The sequence below is a fragment of the Chitinophaga sp. sic0106 genome (genome assembly GCF_019219075.1).
Classification (GTDB): Bacteria; Bacteroidota; Bacteroidia; order Chitinophagales; family Chitinophagaceae; genus Chitinophaga.
On record NZ_JAHUWJ010000014.1, the window covers coordinates 59,404 to 76,197 of the forward strand.

At 43.4% G+C, this 16,794-nt stretch carries 19 protein-coding genes; 4 read left to right on the forward strand and 15 right to left on the reverse strand.

The features are described from left to right. Positions 1-12: 12 nt before the first annotated feature. From KW844_RS19700 to KW844_RS19735, 8 genes are all read right to left on the reverse strand, one after another. Positions 13-705, reverse strand: coding sequence for a type 1 glutamine amidotransferase domain-containing protein (locus KW844_RS19700; protein ID WP_218378501.1), 693 nt, complete (start codon positions 703-705; stop codon positions 13-15). A gap of 85 nt (positions 706-790) precedes the next feature. Further along, complete coding sequence (locus tag KW844_RS19705) at positions 791-1,540, reverse strand: MBL fold metallo-hydrolase (RefSeq protein WP_218378502.1); 750 nt, start codon at positions 1,538-1,540, stop codon at positions 791-793. A gap of 4 nt (positions 1,541-1,544) precedes the next feature. Beyond that, complete coding sequence (locus KW844_RS19710; protein WP_218378503.1) at positions 1,545-2,630, reverse strand: nitronate monooxygenase family protein; 1,086 nt, start codon at positions 2,628-2,630, stop codon at positions 1,545-1,547. A gap of 11 nt (positions 2,631-2,641) precedes the next feature. Further along, complete coding sequence (locus KW844_RS19715) at positions 2,642-3,019, reverse strand: nuclear transport factor 2 family protein (RefSeq protein WP_255578534.1); 378 nt, start codon at positions 3,017-3,019, stop codon at positions 2,642-2,644. A 47-nt stretch (positions 3,020-3,066) separates the two neighbouring features. Then, on the reverse strand, positions 3,067-3,801 hold the full coding sequence (locus KW844_RS19720; protein WP_218378505.1) for an SDR family NAD(P)-dependent oxidoreductase: 735 nt from the start codon (positions 3,799-3,801) through the stop codon (positions 3,067-3,069). 4 nt (positions 3,802-3,805) lie between these two features. After that, positions 3,806-4,024, reverse strand: coding sequence for a 4-oxalocrotonate tautomerase family protein (locus tag KW844_RS19725; RefSeq protein ID WP_218378506.1), 219 nt, complete (start codon positions 4,022-4,024; stop codon positions 3,806-3,808). 27 nt (positions 4,025-4,051) lie between these two features. Then, a complete protein-coding gene (locus KW844_RS19730) occupies positions 4,052-4,570 on the reverse strand; it encodes a YceI family protein (RefSeq protein WP_218378507.1) in 519 nt (172 codons plus the stop codon). 141 nt (positions 4,571-4,711) lie between these two features. Next, positions 4,712-5,995, reverse strand: a complete 1,284-nt coding sequence (locus KW844_RS19735; protein WP_218378508.1) for an epoxide hydrolase family protein — start codon at positions 5,993-5,995, stop codon at positions 4,712-4,714. A gap of 363 nt (positions 5,996-6,358) precedes the next feature. Here KW844_RS19735 and KW844_RS19740 point away from each other — a divergent pair, with 363 nt between their 5' ends. Next, complete coding sequence (locus KW844_RS19740) at positions 6,359-7,738, forward strand: sigma-54 dependent transcriptional regulator (protein ID WP_218378509.1); 1,380 nt, start codon at positions 6,359-6,361, stop codon at positions 7,736-7,738. 54 nt (positions 7,739-7,792) lie between these two features. Here the strand turns inward: KW844_RS19740 and KW844_RS19745 are convergent, their stop codons facing one another. From KW844_RS19745 to KW844_RS19755, 3 genes are all read right to left on the reverse strand, one after another. Beyond that, positions 7,793-8,359 carry a Crp/Fnr family transcriptional regulator gene (locus tag KW844_RS19745; protein ID WP_218378510.1) on the reverse strand — a complete coding sequence of 189 codons (567 nt, stop codon included), beginning with the start codon at positions 8,357-8,359 and terminating at the stop codon, positions 7,793-7,795. A gap of 235 nt (positions 8,360-8,594) precedes the next feature. After that, the gene (locus KW844_RS19750; protein ID WP_218378511.1) at positions 8,595-9,464 is read right to left on the reverse strand and encodes a DUF808 domain-containing protein; all 870 of its coding nucleotides are present in this window, start codon (positions 9,462-9,464) and stop codon (positions 8,595-8,597) included. A gap of 559 nt (positions 9,465-10,023) precedes the next feature. Beyond that, the gene (locus tag KW844_RS19755; RefSeq protein WP_218378512.1) at positions 10,024-10,869 is read right to left on the reverse strand and encodes a helix-turn-helix domain-containing protein; all 846 of its coding nucleotides are present in this window, start codon (positions 10,867-10,869) and stop codon (positions 10,024-10,026) included. A gap of 130 nt (positions 10,870-10,999) precedes the next feature. Here KW844_RS19755 and KW844_RS19760 point away from each other — a divergent pair, with 130 nt between their 5' ends. Next, positions 11,000-11,413 (forward strand): DoxX family protein, encoded by a 414-nt coding sequence (locus tag KW844_RS19760; RefSeq protein WP_218378513.1) that lies wholly within the window; start codon positions 11,000-11,002, stop codon positions 11,411-11,413. A 34-nt stretch (positions 11,414-11,447) separates the two neighbouring features. Here KW844_RS19760 and KW844_RS19765 read toward each other — a convergent pair whose 3' ends face one another. Beyond that, a complete protein-coding gene (locus tag KW844_RS19765; protein ID WP_218378514.1) occupies positions 11,448-11,963 on the reverse strand; it encodes a hypothetical protein in 516 nt (171 codons plus the stop codon). Further along, complete coding sequence (locus tag KW844_RS19770) at positions 11,960-12,427, reverse strand: hypothetical protein (protein ID WP_218378515.1); 468 nt, start codon at positions 12,425-12,427, stop codon at positions 11,960-11,962. Before KW844_RS19770 ends, KW844_RS19765 begins: the two co-directional genes overlap by 4 nt. Before the next feature lie 90 nt (positions 12,428-12,517). On the opposite strand from KW844_RS19770, the gene KW844_RS19775 reads away from it, so the two are divergent. After that, positions 12,518-13,366: an AraC family transcriptional regulator gene (locus tag KW844_RS19775; protein WP_218378516.1), complete on the forward strand. Its 849-nt coding sequence runs from the start codon at positions 12,518-12,520 to the stop codon at positions 13,364-13,366. On the opposite strand, the gene KW844_RS19780 is transcribed toward KW844_RS19775, so the two are convergent. Further along, positions 13,351-14,235: an SDR family oxidoreductase gene (locus KW844_RS19780; protein WP_218378517.1), complete on the reverse strand. Its 885-nt coding sequence runs from the start codon at positions 14,233-14,235 to the stop codon at positions 13,351-13,353. The genes KW844_RS19775 and KW844_RS19780 overlap by 16 nt on opposite strands. 169 nt (positions 14,236-14,404) lie before the next feature. Here KW844_RS19780 and KW844_RS19785 point away from each other — a divergent pair, with 169 nt between their 5' ends. Then, complete coding sequence (locus KW844_RS19785; RefSeq protein ID WP_218378518.1) at positions 14,405-15,328, forward strand: glycosyltransferase family 2 protein; 924 nt, start codon at positions 14,405-14,407, stop codon at positions 15,326-15,328. Between the two features lie 68 nt (positions 15,329-15,396). Here KW844_RS19785 and KW844_RS19790 read toward each other — a convergent pair whose 3' ends face one another. Next, a complete protein-coding gene (locus KW844_RS19790) occupies positions 15,397-16,794 on the reverse strand; it encodes a RagB/SusD family nutrient uptake outer membrane protein (protein WP_218378519.1) in 1,398 nt (465 codons plus the stop codon).

Below are 16,794 nucleotides of genomic sequence, written 5' to 3' on the forward strand. Positions count from 1 at the left end.
CAGTTTACTTCATCAGGTCCTGTCAGCATAGTTAAGTAAAGTGTCGATTGCCAATACGGACGATGCCGGATTCTGGCCAGTGATCAATACACCATCGCGGGTAACAAACGGTTTCCAGTCTTCACCTTTTTGAAAATTTGCGCCTCTTTGCTTCAGCATATCTTCCAAAAGAAAAGGGACCACTTCAGTAAGTTCAGCGGTTTCTTCTTCCGTATTCGTAAAGGCGGACACTCTTTTTCCTTCAATCAGCCACAAACCATCCGGCGTTCTTGCATATTTCAACGCAGCAGGAGCATGACAAACCAGTATTACAGGTTTCCGGTTTTCATAGAAGGCTTCTATCAGCTTTACAGAGTCTCTGTCTTCCGCCAGATCCCACATTGGGCCGTGACCACCCGGATAAAAAATGGCGTCAAAATCATTTTCTGAAACACTATTCAGTTTTACCGTATTACTCAATCTGCTCTGTGTTTCAGGGTCATCGTAGTACCGCCTGGTTGCTGCTGTTTTGTTTTCGGGCAGGTCACTTTTAGGATCAATTGGCGCTTGCCCACCTTTCGGTGATGCGATTACAATCTCTTTCCCAAGGTCACGCAACTTATAATAAGGTGCCGCGAACTCTTCTATCCATAAGCCTGTTTTTTTGCCCGTGTTACCCAACTTATCATGAGAGGTAACAACGAATAGAACTTTGTTGATTTTCATAATTTTTACATTTTAAAATTGAATTTTTGGGCAAAGCAATCCTCACCGGGTATTTCCCGGTTTAAAAAATGCTTATGATTAATGCTTACAGCGGTGTTTTTACACCTGCATTTAGAATTTTTAATCGATTGGAAATCCCCAGTGCAGTAAAAGACTGCCGGAGCATTTCACCCGTTTCAGTATAGTGCGACCAGCCTTCAAAATGAACAGGGATGATCGTAGCGCCAGGGAAAGCAAACGAAGTATCTATGGCGTCGTTGCTACCCATCGTGACATTGAAAGGTCCGCGTGGCCGGGCAGCGCCCGCAAAAATGAATATGTATTTGGGGTTAAACTTTTCGGCGACCTCTTTTATGCCTTCATAAAAAACGGTATCTCCGGTGAGGTAGATTTGCAGCTCCGGGGTTGCCACAATAAACCCTGTAACATCGCCTGTGAGAGGCTCGCTTCCGGCCGGACCGTGCCTGGCTGGCGTTGAAGTAATAGTGATGTTCTCCTTAAAAATAATCGTTTCCCAGGGAGCCATACCAACTGCATTGCCTTTTAACCTATCTGCTCCTACCCTGGTGGTAAATACCTTAGATACTGATCGCAGAAATTCCTTGCCTGCATGGTCCAGGTTATCACCGTGCTGGTCGTGACTCAGCAATACCGCATCAATTTTACCGGGATCGACTTTTGCCGGTCCTTCTGTTTTCGAATAGGCAGGCTTACCATTGATTTCAAATACCTCACCAGCAGGATCCAATGTTGGATCGGTCATGAAGCGTACTCCTGCTATCTCCAATATGATGGTTGGGCCGCCGAGATAAATTACATTGATCGCATTTTCCATCGTCTTAAGCCTTTAAGCGTTCAAAGTGTGCACTGGTATCTGCTATTAAAGCATTCATCAGATCAGCGGCTTTGGTGTGTTTTAATACCGGAGCTATCTGGCCACCCCAAAATAAAATCATATCCCATTGCTGCTGTTCAATAGCTGCTTTACGGAGGCTCGAGATAAACTGGGCCTGCAGTGGGAAAGGCAGAAATTCCTTTTCGCGGTGTACAAGGTCTGTAGCAATACGGCTGGTGATTCCTCTGCCCAATCTCCCGGTAAAAGCGCGTGATAATCTGGTATACTTCGCAGCACCTGAGAACAGCATTTGCTTATGAACAGTCAAAGCATTTGATTCGTCCGTAGCCAGAAACGCGGTCCCTATCTGTGCAGCATCCGCGCCAAGTGTCAGTGCTGCGGCCACACCTTTCCCATTAGCAATACCGCCTGCAGCTATAACGGGCGTCTTTACTTTTTCCCTGATCAGTTGTAATAATACAAATGTTCCGATGGTCGATGATTCGGCTGAGGCAAGGAAAGAAGGGCGGTGGCCACCCGCTTCGAAACCTGACGCGATGATAAGGTCAACCTCCGCAGCCTCCAGTGCAATAGCCTCATCAAGCGTAGTAGCAGCCCCGATAGTAGTAATGCCCAGCTTACGGCATTGTTCCAATATATGAGGAGATGGGATACCAAACATAAAGCTAAACACGGGTGGTCGTTCGTGCAGGATCACTTCTACCTGGTTTTCAAAACGGGTATTGAATGGTGCAGGCTTTTCCGGCATAATAATGCCTAACTCATCAAAATAAGGTTTGAACAATTCCTGCGTCTGCGTAAACTGATCATCCGAAACATTACCACCCGCTGCATCAGTATCTGAGACCCACAGGTTAATGTTGTAAGGCTTATCAGTTGCCACCCTAAGCTGACGGATAATGTCACTCAATTCCTCTGGATTTAGCGTGTATGCGCCATATCCGCCAAGTCCGCCCGCATTTGATACAACCGATACCAGCTCTACTGACGACAGGCCACCACCAAATGGCCCCTGGAGAATCGGGTATTGGATCCCCAGGATCTGAGCTGCTGTTGTTTGATACCACATAATGCTGTTGTTTATTGTGCGATGTCTGTCATCATTTTATTGACAATAACCCATTTACCATTGATTTTATGGAAAGACAGGAATTCATCATAATTAAAGTCGTACATCTTGACATGAAGTTTAGCGACGGCTATTGAATTTACTACATCGATCGTATGAATAATACCCCTGAAAAGTTTCCCAGAGTCTTTAACGCTCACCCTATTCTTCACGGCATCCAGGTACTGGATGAGCGTTTTGGCATATGGTTCGCCTTTGATATCACCAAATAGCAAAGTACCCGGATGATATACTTCGCGAAGCAGGTCGATATCACCTTCGTAGATGCCTTTCAGATACAGATCCTCCAATGCCTGGGTAATCGCTAATTTATCCTGATTAGTTTCCATTTTATTTTGATTTGTGCTTTTGGAACTGGAAAATGCAGCCATTTTGCTTAGTTTAAGTGATGCCCTGCGGACATACCACCGTCCACATTGATAATAGCACCACTAATAAAGTTACTCTTAGCAACGGTATAAACCATTTGTGCAATATCTTCTACTTCACCTATCCGGTTTAACAAATGCAAACCAGCGCCTTTATCGGCATCGGCTCCGTGCATTGGTGTTCGAATGGTGCCCGGCGCGATGGTATTGACCCTGATATTTTGTTTTCCAAATTCAGCTGCCAGTTGTATCGTAAGCGCATGTATTGCTCCTTTGGATGCCATTTGTGCTGTGATGGGCACTCCGCCAAGCGCGTGGTTCACCAGGGGTGTCCCGATATTGATTACCACACCGTCACGTTGTTTAAGCATCTGCGGAATAACAGTTCGTGTCGTAAAATAGGTACCTTTAAGGTTGGTGTTCAAAAAGCGGTCAAGATAGGCTTCATCCACCTGCAGGAACGGTTTAGTTTCAAATATACCGGCGTTATTAATCAGTACATCAACCGAACCAAATCTTTCTAGTGCTACTGCCACCAATTTTTCACCGGTACTTTTATCGCTTACATTGCCTGCAACCCATGCCAGATTTGCACCCGCACCCAATTCCTTGTAAACCTGCTCTAATTTATGAGCCGTGGACGAATTGATGACTACATTATCTCCATTGGCCAAAAAGTGGCGGGCTACTTCTTTGCCGATTCCCGAGGAGGCACCGGTAACGATTATTGTTTGCTTTTTCATGATGTTACTTTTTATCTGCCGTAATCCCTTTTTCCCGCCAAACTGATACTTGTTCCCCCGCATATCCCCAATCATCCAATTCTACCTCTTGTATTACCACATGGGTTAATTGCGGGTCTTTGTTAAGTACATCTGTTATCAGATCAGTTATGCCTTTGATGAGCGTTTGCTTTTGTTCCCTTGAAACACCTTCGCGGGTGACTTCTACTTTTACGTATGGCATGATTTAATTTTTAGGCTAAAGTGCTTATCAGGCAGATTTAGCGGTAATGTGGATATTCAGTTCAAAATCATTATAGATCAGCGTATCGCCTAAGTCTTTAAAGAAATTGCCAGAGCGGAATTTCATTTCGTATTTGGTACGGTCAATGATGATTTTACCGGTTGCGTTTAATACATTGCCGTTTACGTTAATCATGGCATCAAAGCTAACAGGGTGTGTAATCCCTTTAATAGTAAGGTCACCATCAACACGATTGCCTGAAACCGAAGTTATTTCGAGAGATGCTTCGGGGTATTTTTCAGATGAAAAGAAATCATCGGATGCCAGGTGACCCCAGAATTGTGCGTTCAGCGCAGTATCCTTTACGTCCAATATTTTGATGGATGTTGTATCGACAACAAATTTGCCGCCGGCAAGTTTTCCATCAGTTAATGTTATTTCACCTTGTTTAATACCGATGGTGCCGTTATGTGCACCGGTCACTTTTTTTCCTACCCAATCAATATTGCTTTGCGTAGTTACAATTGCAAATTTTTGATTTCCCATTTTATTTAGTGTTTTAAATTACAGAACAAATTTCGATAGTATTTCGCTGCCGGGAGTGTGACCTGCATCACAGAGTAACCAGGATTATTTTTAGTGATGTAGATCACCTCTGGCCCGGAGCGAGAGCAAGATTTTTTTGTATTAGCGCAAGGTTTTGAATGCAGCCCGCATTTCTTCTGCAAATATTTTCGGCTGCTCCCAGGCAGCGAAATGACCGCCTTTTTCAAGTTTATTATAATAAATCAGTTTGGGGTATGCCATTTCCGCCCAGGTCCTCGGGGCCTGATAAAGCTCGTCAGGAAATGCACTGACGGCTACAGGTATTGTAACACCCTTCGGTGCAAAAAAGGAAAGTTTGCTTTCCCAATAAAGGCGTGCTGAGGAAACTGCGGTTCCGGTTAACCAATACAGTGTGATATTATCAAGGACGTCATCCATCGTTAAACCTTCAGACTGCCCGTTAAAAACATTTGATATAAGGTGGAGGCTTGCCGCATCGTGATCAAGCATCCACGCAGCCAAACCAATTGGTGAATCTTCTAAAGCGTATAATGTTTGTGGACGGTTTGCCATTTCATTGGCATAACCTAAACCATGTTTGTAAAAATAATCGAGTTGATCAAAGGCATGTTTTTCATCAATGGAAAGAGAAGCAGGAGCAGGTTCACCAAACTGAAGGGCTTTTGCAACATCGGCGGGGACGGTTGCAGGCATATTTGTATGTATACCGATTAGCTCCGGTGGGGTTAGCAGCGCCATCTGTTCTGTAACTGCGTTGCCCCAGTCACCTCCCTGGGCTACAAATCGCTTATAGTCCAGCCGTTTCATCAGGGTAACCCATGCGCGGGCTATGCGTTGAGGGTCCCAGCCTGTTGCTGTTGGTTTTGCAGAATAACCGTATCCTGGTAGCGACGGAATAATCACGTCAAATGCATCTTCTGCCTTTCCACCAAACGCTGTTGGATCAGTGAGCGGACCAATAACTTTTAACTGCTCGATAACAGAGCCTGGCCAACCATGTGTAATGATGATCGGTAATGCATTATTATGTTTGGAGCGTACGTGTATGAAGTGGATATCCAGCCCATCGATCGTGGTAAGAAATTGTGGCAGTGCCTGCAGTTTGGATTCTACCTTGTGCCAATCGTATTTTGCTGCCCAGTAATTTGCCAGCTTTTGCATTACTTCGAGCTTTACGCCCTGGGACTCATCGGCTACTGTTTCGCGCTCCGGCCATTTGGTTGCCAATATTCGTCGTTTAAGATCAGCGATCTTATTTTCCGTGACCTTTACATGGAAGGGCCGTATTGCCTCATTGTCGGCAGCTTCTCCCAATGGAGCTTTTTGCGCAATGCCAAGTGCACTTTGCATCACCAATGCCCCTGCAGCGATCGTACGTGCAATAGTTTTTTTGGTATTTTTCATTTTTTAGGATTGTTTTATCAATGAATTTCGCAAACCTAATCCCATGCCACTTTTATACTATTATTTAACAATAATTTACAGTTATTAATTAATTATACTTTATTTAAATATCGTAAAAACACGCGGGCATGCAGCGAGATATCGAGACATTAAAAAATCTGATTAATTAAAACGGGCACCGTATTTTTATTCAAAAAAATTTAACTCTATTAATTCATCGTTTGTTAGGCTACTTATATGAAGAAATAAGGATCTTTTCCAGGCAATAACAAAAGCAGACATGCTATTGGTCGCAACACCCAACAGTAAACCAGGCAACGATTTTTGTTCTAAAGTGGTAAGAACATAAAAGAATTTATAGATATGAATACAAAGATTCTGATAGTTGAAGATCAATTTATAGAGGCAGACAACCTACGCGGGATACTACGCGGTGCAGGTTATATTGTTTGCAAGATCGCCCGTTCGGTTCCGGAGGCTCTACAAATTATTGAAGATGAACAACCGAGCCTGGTTTTAGTCGACATCTATTTAAAAGGCTCCTTAACAGGTATTGATCTGGCCAAAACCTTACGAGAGAGAAATATTGCATTTGTCTTTCTTTCTGCAAATTCAAACAAACAAACCCTTGATGCAGCAAAGGCTACCAGGCCTTACGGATTCCTGGTAAAACCATTTAGGGAAAAAGATGTGTTGGTGATGTTAGATGTTGCCTGGTACCTGCATCGCCAACATCACGGCTTAACTGAAACGGCTAAAGAGATAAGGAAAAATACAAAGCCGGCAGACGTCAAGGAAATTATCGGGGAGAGTGAATGTATGGCGGAAGTAATGAAAAATGTCCGTATCGTGGGTAGTTCGGATATATCGGTGCTCATTCTAGGTGAGAGTGGTACGGGGAAAGAATTAATTGCACAAAGTATCCACCGGCTATCCGAACGTAGACAAAAGCCTTTTATTGCCGTAAACTGCGCGGCGTTGCCATCCAATCTTATCGAGTCGGAGTTATTCGGTCATGAAAAAGGATCGTTCACCGGGGCCACTGAAAAGAGGATTGGAAAATTTGAACAGGCTAACGAAGGGACGGTGTTTTTAGACGAGATTGGTGAGCTTCCGCTGGATCTCCAGGTAAAATTACTCAGAGTGCTACAGGAAAAAGAAATTGAATCCATTGGTGGAAAAACCAAAAAGATAGATGTGCGTATTATCACAGCGACTAATCGTAATTTGGAAGAAGAGGTCGCAGCAGGCAGGTTCAGGCTGGACCTATACTACCGGATCAATATCTTCCCTATCTTATTACCACCGCTGCGCGAACGTAAAGATGATATTGTTGCCCTGGCTAAATATTTCGTGGGAATTTATGCCAGCAAAGAAAAGAAAGAAATCATGGGAATAGCAGACCACGTGATCCAATCGATGCTAAATTATAACTGGCCCGGCAATATCAGGGAATTGGAAAACGCTATGGCCAGGGCTGTGCTTTTAACAAACGGCCCTATGGTTAATTCGCTTACACTATCCGGTTCAAATAAAAAGATAGAAGCTACAAGTAACGGCCGTGTAAAGTCACTGGTCGACAATGAACGGGATCATATTTTATATGCGCTGGAACAATGCAACTGGAAAATATATGGCGAAGACGGTGCTGCAGCATTACTGGAACTTCACCCCTCTACTTTGAACTCACGAATCAAAAAGTTAGGCATTGAAAAAAAATATGCAAAAAATGATAGTCTGTAATTTCCAGGATTTAACAGGTGATTATGTGACCTAATATTCGTATATCCCTTTAGATTAGTGTAACCTACTGAGCGTTTCACGAGATACCCCTAAATAAGCAGCGATGAGTTGTTTAGGAACGGCATTATATAATTCTGGATATAAGTCTAAAAGTTCCTCATACCTGCGTTTGACATCATTATTCATAAAAGACAGTAACCTTTTTTGCGCAGCCACATATCCCCTGTTAGTTCGCCATCTGAAAAAATATTCAACCTGGTGAAGCTCTTTGCACAATTTCTCCCGATCAGCATTACTTAAACCAAGCACTTCAGACTCCGAGATACAATCAACATTGACTGTTGCTTTGCCACGATTGTATAATGCATTATAGTCCGATGCCCACCACGTAGGCATTGCAAACTGAAGGATGAACATTTTGAGATCGTCGTTTATGTAGAAAGTTTTCAGACAACCAGAAATCACAAAGTATTCGCAATCAACAGTATCGCCCTGTGTAATGATGGCCTGACCTTTTTTGAAGGTTTGTTGTTTAAAGTGAGAAAAGAAGTAGTCGAATTCTTCGTCGCTAAGAACGGCTAATTTAGATATGTGGGCCTTTAAAGTTTCTTTAACTTCCATAATTAGCTTATTTTATGCAATGACTTTCTTTAATAAAATTAAGTATTATTCTAAATAAGTTACTGTATTGAAATCTTGTTTCAAAAAGACACCAGCGCGGCGGCAATTACGGCTGATACCTGTCAGTTTAAACCAAAGGCAAAATGGGTAAATGAAAAACAGGACAGGGAATAATTCATCCCTGCCCTGTTTTTCATTTATTTTCCCCGGAGTTCGCCTCCGGATGTTGTCAGACTTACTTCGTAAACAACTTTTTCACCTGCTTCACAATCATCATCAACCCTACCATTACCAACCCAGCTGCGAGACCTATTCCAAACTCTTTCAAAATGGAAGCAACATTTGGCAGAAAATGGTGGAAATATTCGATATTATGCAGGAAAATACCCCCGGACACCAGGATCAATGCAAAAGTACCCACTACCGCCAGCAACCTGATAATGAGAGGCAAGGCCTTCACGAGCATCATACCAATGGAAGCGAGGAATCCTTTATTACCATAGCGTTTGATCAATTTATAACCGGCATCATCCATCCTTACAATCAGGGCCACGATACCATATACACCTATCGTTGCCAGAATACCCACAATGCAAACCGTGATGATCTGCGTAACAAGTGGTTTATCCAGCACTGACCCCAACGCGATAATTACTATCTCTATAGACAAAATAAAATCCGTGGTAACCGCCGACTTAACTTTAGTTTTTTCGGCAGCCAGGTCATTTTCCAGCACTTCTGCTGCCTGCTCCTGTGGTTTTTCTTCAGAACGGTGAAACAGGTATTCAATAATTTTCTCCACACCTTCATACGCCAGATATAGCCCGCCTAGTATCAGCGCAATTTTGATGGCGATTGGAAAAAATACATTTAACAGTAATGCAACAGGGATGATGATGAGTTTGTTAACGAAGGAGCCCTTAGTGATAGCCCACAGCACAGGGAGTTCCCTGGAGGAAAGGAAGCCGGTCGCCTTTTCTGCATTTACAGCGAGATCATCCCCCAGGATGCCGGCTGTTTTGCGTGTGGCTACTTTAGCTGTTACAGAAACGTCATCTAATAATGCGGTAATATCATCCAGAATCGCAAATATGCCCGAGGCCATTGTATGGTTTGTTTTAGTTCAATATAGGTTTGTATTCATCAATTTGCGTACCGTTGTTTGCGCACGCAGTTTTTCCGAATGGAAGGACAAAGCTGCTGGTTTTTTTCCACATGTGCAACAAAAAGAAACGCAGGAAGCACTCCTGGACTCAACTTTGTTACCTTTTATCGCAAGCTGACAAACCTATTCTTTTCATGTTCCCGTTTAGCCCACTGCAATGCCACCACATCTATCTGTCCTTACATTTATATATCATATAACCCAAAGCCTGTAATTATTTCCCATAACCTTATATGCTGAACAACCCCTCCATGGCATTGCCTCCGGCTGAAGACAGGAGAGGACAAACAATAAATACTATTTACATGAAACAGAGCACCACGCCCAAGAAACTCCAGTTAACCAAAATCAAAGTCGCTAATCTCAGTACAACAAAACAGAAAAACAAAATCTGTGTGACCTCAGCAGACCAAACTACCTGCCCTGCTGGTTGCAAACTGACTAATGATTGTATCTAACAAGAGATCTAATGTCACAGGGGAATTCCCCTGTGACATTTTCACGCAGGCTTATGCGTTGCCACCACCAGACTATATCCTTTTCCATGCACATTTTTAATACTTACCCCTTCATCCTGCTGCAATTTCTTTCTTAGTTTAGATATATACATATCCAGACTACGTCCAGTAATAACCCCTTCATCTTCCCAACCTACCTTTAGCAGGTAGCTCCTGTCGATCACCTGGTTTATTTGCTTTATGAAGATATTTAATAGCAGCTGTTCTTTACCTGTAAGGGGAGTCGTGCTATTTTCAAAAGTAAGCAGGCCGGTAGCTGGCAGATATTTATACCTGCCGATCATCACCGTTTCCTGCGCATCTGTAACCGGTAGCACCTCCAATGGTTCCTGGTGCACTCTCCTGCGGCGTAACAGGAAAGCATAAATCAGCAGTCCCAGGGCCGGAATCGCCGCCAGAAAAATATTCGTGTAAGCGTTACTGTTACCAACCGGAGGAAAGTAAATATTGATCACATACTTATTTATTGGTAAAGGCCGCCCAATACAGGGTACATTTCCTTTTTCCAGATTTTCACTGGTAAAACCATAAATAATATCGGGAGATGTAAGCGTCGTAATACTCAGTGTATACGGTACCGGTAGTTGGTGCTGTTGCGCCAGTTGCCCAGCTATAACAGCGAGAGAATCCGGAATAAAAGCCAGCTCATTTTCAAACGAGATCTGGTAGCCGTTATTTCCCAGCTGCTTCAGCGGCAAAATATAGGAACTGCTATCCCCCGAAGCCAGTAAAAATCGGTGTGCAAGCTGACGAAGCTGTATTTCAACGATACTTTCGGCCATTGATTTTTGCTGCGCAAATAAATGCACACCATTGATAATCAACACACAAAGAATAAGCAATTTCCTGCCAGGCACCCGTTTAAGAGATTTTACATTTCAATTTACACTTTTTTACAGGCGTTTTGCAAATGGAGGAAGAAGGCGGCGCTATTTTCGGCAGACACAAAAAAATGTTATGTTCAAAAAACTACTAACTGCCGAAGTAAATCCCGATGCCTGCCTGGCACTATTAAGAATCATCAGCGGCCTCGTGATCATGATACACGGTTTTGGCATTTTCAACTCCGGCCATATGGAAGGAAATATTGCCTGGCTTAGCGATTTACATTTTCCACTACCGGTTTTTATGGCCTACCTGGGTAAAGGTGCGGAGCTGATAGGTGGAATTTTCCTTATCCTGGGATTGCTGACCAGGATTGCCGCAGCGGTGCTGGTGATTAATATGGGCGTTATTGCTTTTATCATGGGCTCCGGTCATGTTTTCACGGATGACGAGTTGCCTTTTTTGTTACTGGTGCTTTTTGTTTTCCTATTGTTCACGGGGGCTGGGAAATATAGTTTGGACAGGTGGTTATGGAAGCGGTTTTAATAAAACGCCTGCGCCTGGATACACAGGCGCAGGTTTAACTTATATTGGCAATGGTGCTGAGAACGAATGCTTTTTCTCTGGTTCTCAGCTTCTTGTCGGTTTTTATTTGATGTACTTTTTCCTTTTCTACTAGCTTAAACCAATATTCTGCTGGTATTTTCTTATTAGAATGTAATTCCAGCCTGATAAACAAATATTCAGGAGGATCTCGGTGCTTATTAATTAGCTGACTTAAAAGCGTTACATCAATACTGATGGCCTGCGCAAAAGCCTTATGTCTGAGTTCCAAAATATCGATATATTTTTTAAGGAAAAAACCAAAGTTCTTTTTTACATCGTACTTACCATCCTCAAGATATTTTTCTAGTTGAAACTTCAGTTGTAATAACTGTAATATCAGTTTTTCCCTGTCTGACATATCATGTTGCCTTCGCTTCCTCACAGCTTCTAACTGAGTTGCCGCTTCTTTTTTTTGAGCATCCGTAAGTTCAACAGGAAAAACTACAGATTCAGCCAATTCTTTTGGAGTATATTTTTTTTCAACAGTCATAATAAATACTCATTTATAAGTTCTCCCAGCCGCTCACCATCAAGATAAAGTTGCCATCCGGCATTTTTCATCCCATATTTTTCTATATAATGAACAGCTAGCTCTGTTTTAGGAACCAATGAAACACATGCATGGTAACCAAACTTTTCAACGGCCAGCTGACATGCAAATGCGATCAAGCAACCAGCTATTCTGTCGTAATTCTTTCCACGTCCTATATTTTCTCTGGAACAAGTCAATAATTTTATTTCAATCCGCTCTTCAGCGTCCAGTTTTAATACCGCCATAGCACCGAGGATAATCTGATCATCCGGGTCAAATAATATATATATGGAGGTTTCTGACTGGATAGCTTTCCAGTCGAATAGAAAACGCTTTTTTGTAAGGATGCTGAAATCCTTTCTTTCGACAGGCCTTATTAGTACCTTCTTTTTATTTTTTGTGGCAACGTCAACAATGAACATTTTCTAAATTACAAAAAAGTTTACACAAAATGTAAACTTTTTATCTCCTCCTCCAATTTCCCATACCTTTATGCAATAACTTACTTTACCATGATAACTGACCAACACGGCGACCTTTACAAATCCGCCCCTGCTCTCCAGGAGGTGCTGAGTCACTATTATCATATTTATAACCCTGCAGGCACCAACAGCGTTACCAAGCACCTCTCACCAAACCTGGAGATGATCCTGGTACTGAACTTCGGACCGCCCATACCATTTTCCTTTGGCAGTGAGCCACCAGGCACCTATCACCTGGAACAAATTACGGCAGCCGGCCCGCTGCGGAAAATGCTCAATTATTCTCTACCTCCCGGTGCTGATGCTATTGTGCTTAACTTTCACCTGAACGGATTTTACCGGGTATTTCCGACACCCCTGGATCAGTATGAAGGTGCTGTTATCCCCATAACATTGCCGTATATACAGGAATTGTGGCAGGAGGTGAAGTCAGCAGGAGTGCAGCAAAGAATTGATTTACTGAACGACTATCTCCTATCGCTGGTGATGGAAAGCGAGCCTGCTTCAAAACCATTAATAGCAGGAAAAAATTACTTTCATGATCCCGTTATTCAGCCTGCTAAAGCTATTGCTGCTAATGCAAGTCTGTCTGAACGAACCGTACAGTTAAGATTTCAGAAATACACCGGTTATTCCCCGAAAGAACTACTGCGGTTCCTTCGGTTTAAGGCAGTCATCAACACTATCATCTCCCAAAAGGAAAATAAACCGGATGTATTTGACCTGATTGAAACCTTTGGTTATCATGACCAGAGTCACCTGATAAAAGATTTCAGGCTATACCTGGACACCACCCCACAGCAATTTATCAAGGCCCTGAAAGATGATAATTTCTTTGTGGCAGGTTCAGGGAGAGATAAAAATCAGGATTTGAAATAGGCCGCGTGGTCAGCAATAAAAGCCGCAAAACTACGTGCAGGCTTACCCGTTACCAGTTGCACCGTACTGCTGACAGCGGCTGCTTCTCCCCGTGCATAATGGGCATAGTCTTCTATCAACCCTTCTGCCTGCCACACAGGAAAGCCTAACGAAAGTACCGCTTGCAACATATCTTCAGGTGTCACATCTATATATCGTATATGCCTTCCTGTTATTGCAGATAATATTGCTGCTATTTCCTCATGGGAAAGTGCTTCGGGCCCTGTAATATCAAGCACCCGATTATTCCAGTGTTGGGTAACAAGTACCTGCGCCGCCACGGCGGCAATATCCCGGGCATCCACCACACTTACTTTGGCACTTCCTGCGGGGGCAAAAAATTTTCCCTGATGGATAATGTTGTCTTTAAAAAGCAGGAATCCCTGCATAAATAAATTGGGCCTCAGGAACGTATATGCCATACCGCTGGCTTTAATGTGCGCTTCCACCGCCGCATGATACCGCAGAAACCTTACCGGCGAAGCCGCATCTGCCTTGTACTGCGATAACTTCACCAACTGTTTTACACCTGCACCGGCCGCAATATCCGTAAAAGTGATTTGTTGCTGTGCTGCCTTAGCCGTTGAATTGGTGAGCAAAAAGGCGCTTTCAATGCCGGCCACTGCCTGTCGCAATGAGTCCGGGTGATCAAAATCTCCCAATACCACCTCGGCACCAGGCAGGGAGGAGAGCTTAGGGACATCCTCCCGATTACGCACCATCGCACGAAATGGAATGCCTTGCTGAGCAAGCTGCCGGGTCAGATAAGTTCCTACTTTGCCGGTGGCACCTGTCAGCAGAATCGTTGGAGTTGTACTAATTGTGTTCATAGCTTTATGATTTATACTACAAAACTCGATAAACGCCTGGCTGAAAAATTGTAAGAAAACGAAAGAAACGGTCGATATAAGTAACCCATCCGTCTGTTTTTAACAATCTTTTGTAAGCTTTTATCCTATATTTATCGCCTGTTAATACAATATAGAAACCGTGTTAAACATGACGCAATCCCCTTTGGTATCGATTATCATTGCTGTTTACAATGGTGCCAGGTTCCTGCAGGAGCAGCTGGACAGCGTGTTAAACCAGACTTACAGCAACCTGGAAATAATAGCGGTAGATGACTGTTCAACGGATAGCTCTTTTGAAATCCTTCAGCGCTATCAGGATAGGTATCCAAATTTTCATGTGTTCCGCAATGAAGCAAACCTGGGCTATATCAAAAATTTTGAAAAAGGCCTGCAGCTAGCCAAGGGGGAGTATATGGCACTCTGCGACCAGGACGACATCTGGCTACCTGAAAAGGTCAGCATCATGATGGCAGAAATGGCCAAGGGCTACCATACAGCATTTTGTGATTCTGAGGTGGTAGACTTTGAAGGAAAGTCATTAGGCCGCTGCATATCGGACGGGAGGAACCAGCAGGATTTTGACACACCGCTCAATTTTGCCATCGGCAACAGCATTTCCGGACATGCCATGTTGATAAGAAAGGGAGTAATAGATCAATCTATTCCATTTCCGAATACAATGATTCACGACCGCTGGATAGCGTTTGTAGCCACTTTTTTTGGCCCGATCCGCTATATTGATCAGCCACTGGTGAAATACCGGCAGCATGATACCAATGTAAATACAGGAAATAAAGATGCAAAAAAGGCAAGAAAAAGGGCGGAGAAAAAAATAAGTGACGCGGAGGTGGCCAGGCATAACATGGAGCTATTTTATCAGAAATGCCCTCCGGGAGATATAAAGGCGGTTTTCGAAAAACTGAATCGTGCTTACCAGCACCCCACGTTGCTCAATCGGTTTGTGAGGATGAATACGTTTTTTAAATACCAGCATGAAATTCTGGCTTTTAAAAGACGGTCCGCCTTCCGGAGATTTTTGTTTTGTATAAAAACCTTTGTTAAAGTAGTATAACTGAAAAAGGGGAGCCTCACAGCTCCCCTTCTTACTTCTCAATAGTTGGCATTTGTTAAGACAATATCTTAGTGACTGTTCTGCACCAGGCGGCCTTCTCCGTAAGCGATGGACGTTTGGGAGAATGGGAATATCCACAGGTGGGAATCAGGTGAAATCGTGTAGGTACTACCGTTCTCCGTTTTGGTAATGGCCGCCTTATACACCGGATCATTGTTGAAGCGGCGGGTATCCAGGTAGTTGTTTCCATATCCACGGTACTCGCTTCGGGATTCTTTACGAATCAATGCAATAGCTTCCGCTTCTGTACTGGCAGTCAGATCCTTGTAGAAAGAAGTAATAATGCGTTTACGACGTACGGTATTCAGTGTTTCCATTGCTGCAGCATAATTACCACTTCTTGCCTGGCACTCTGCCTTAGCATAATACACTTCCGGCGTACGTATACCGCCACTATTCACATCATCCATGCGGCGTTGCGTGAATACCCGCATATTTGAGAGAACACGACCAACAAAGTTGATTTTGAAACGTGCATCCCCCGGCTCATAATTAGCGCTGTCTGAAGGTAACAACAGGGATGCATAGAATCCTTGATTTTTTACGATCGTACCGCCGTAGTTGAAGTAGTAGTTTTCCGGGTTATTGAACTCGTATTTGGTGAGACCAATAGACGGCGAGGTACCATCAGCCACTGTTTTATTATCGGTATAGTACTTCACGTAGTCGAATAACTGGCTGTTCATTTCCAGTGCTTTATTCGCCATTTCCTCTGCCTCCTTATACTTCTGCTGGAACATGTAAATTTTTGTCAGCAATGCGTATGCAGTTCCTTTACCTGCCATCATTGGGTTGGCCCCCATATTTGGCAATGCGGCAATAGACTCGTTGATGTCTTTCAACATGAAGTCGTATACCTGCTGCACTGTAGATTGCGTCAGCGTTTGCTCCATTTCTTCCGCAACATTTATGATAACGCCGGGATCTGTAGCGGCAGTTTTTGCATCGTAGGTTTTTGCATAAGTATTAATCAGGTAGAAGTAGGTGATCGCACGTGCTACTCTCGCCTGTGCAATTAACGTTGCTTTTTCTGCTTCTGTACCGGTAGTTGCATCAGGAACATTGTTGATGACTATATTGGAAATAAAAATATTTTTATAAGCAGATGAATAGCCTGCGTCTGTCTGAATAAACTGCGTTCTGTCAATGCTTTCCTGCCAGTTATAGTTGACAGTTCCCAGGTTGACTGCTGTTTGCGCAGTAGGCAACAACCTCCAGTCATTTACCAGGCCGGCATGCACCGAGTAGTCGATAACGTGCGCATCAGCACTTTCTATCAGGCCCCTGTAATCCAGAAATGTCTGGGGAATTTTATCACCTCTCGGAACAATCTCCAGGTATTTATTACAACTGGAAGCTCCTATCAACACCGCACCGCAAAATATAGTAGTTATTAATTTTCTCAT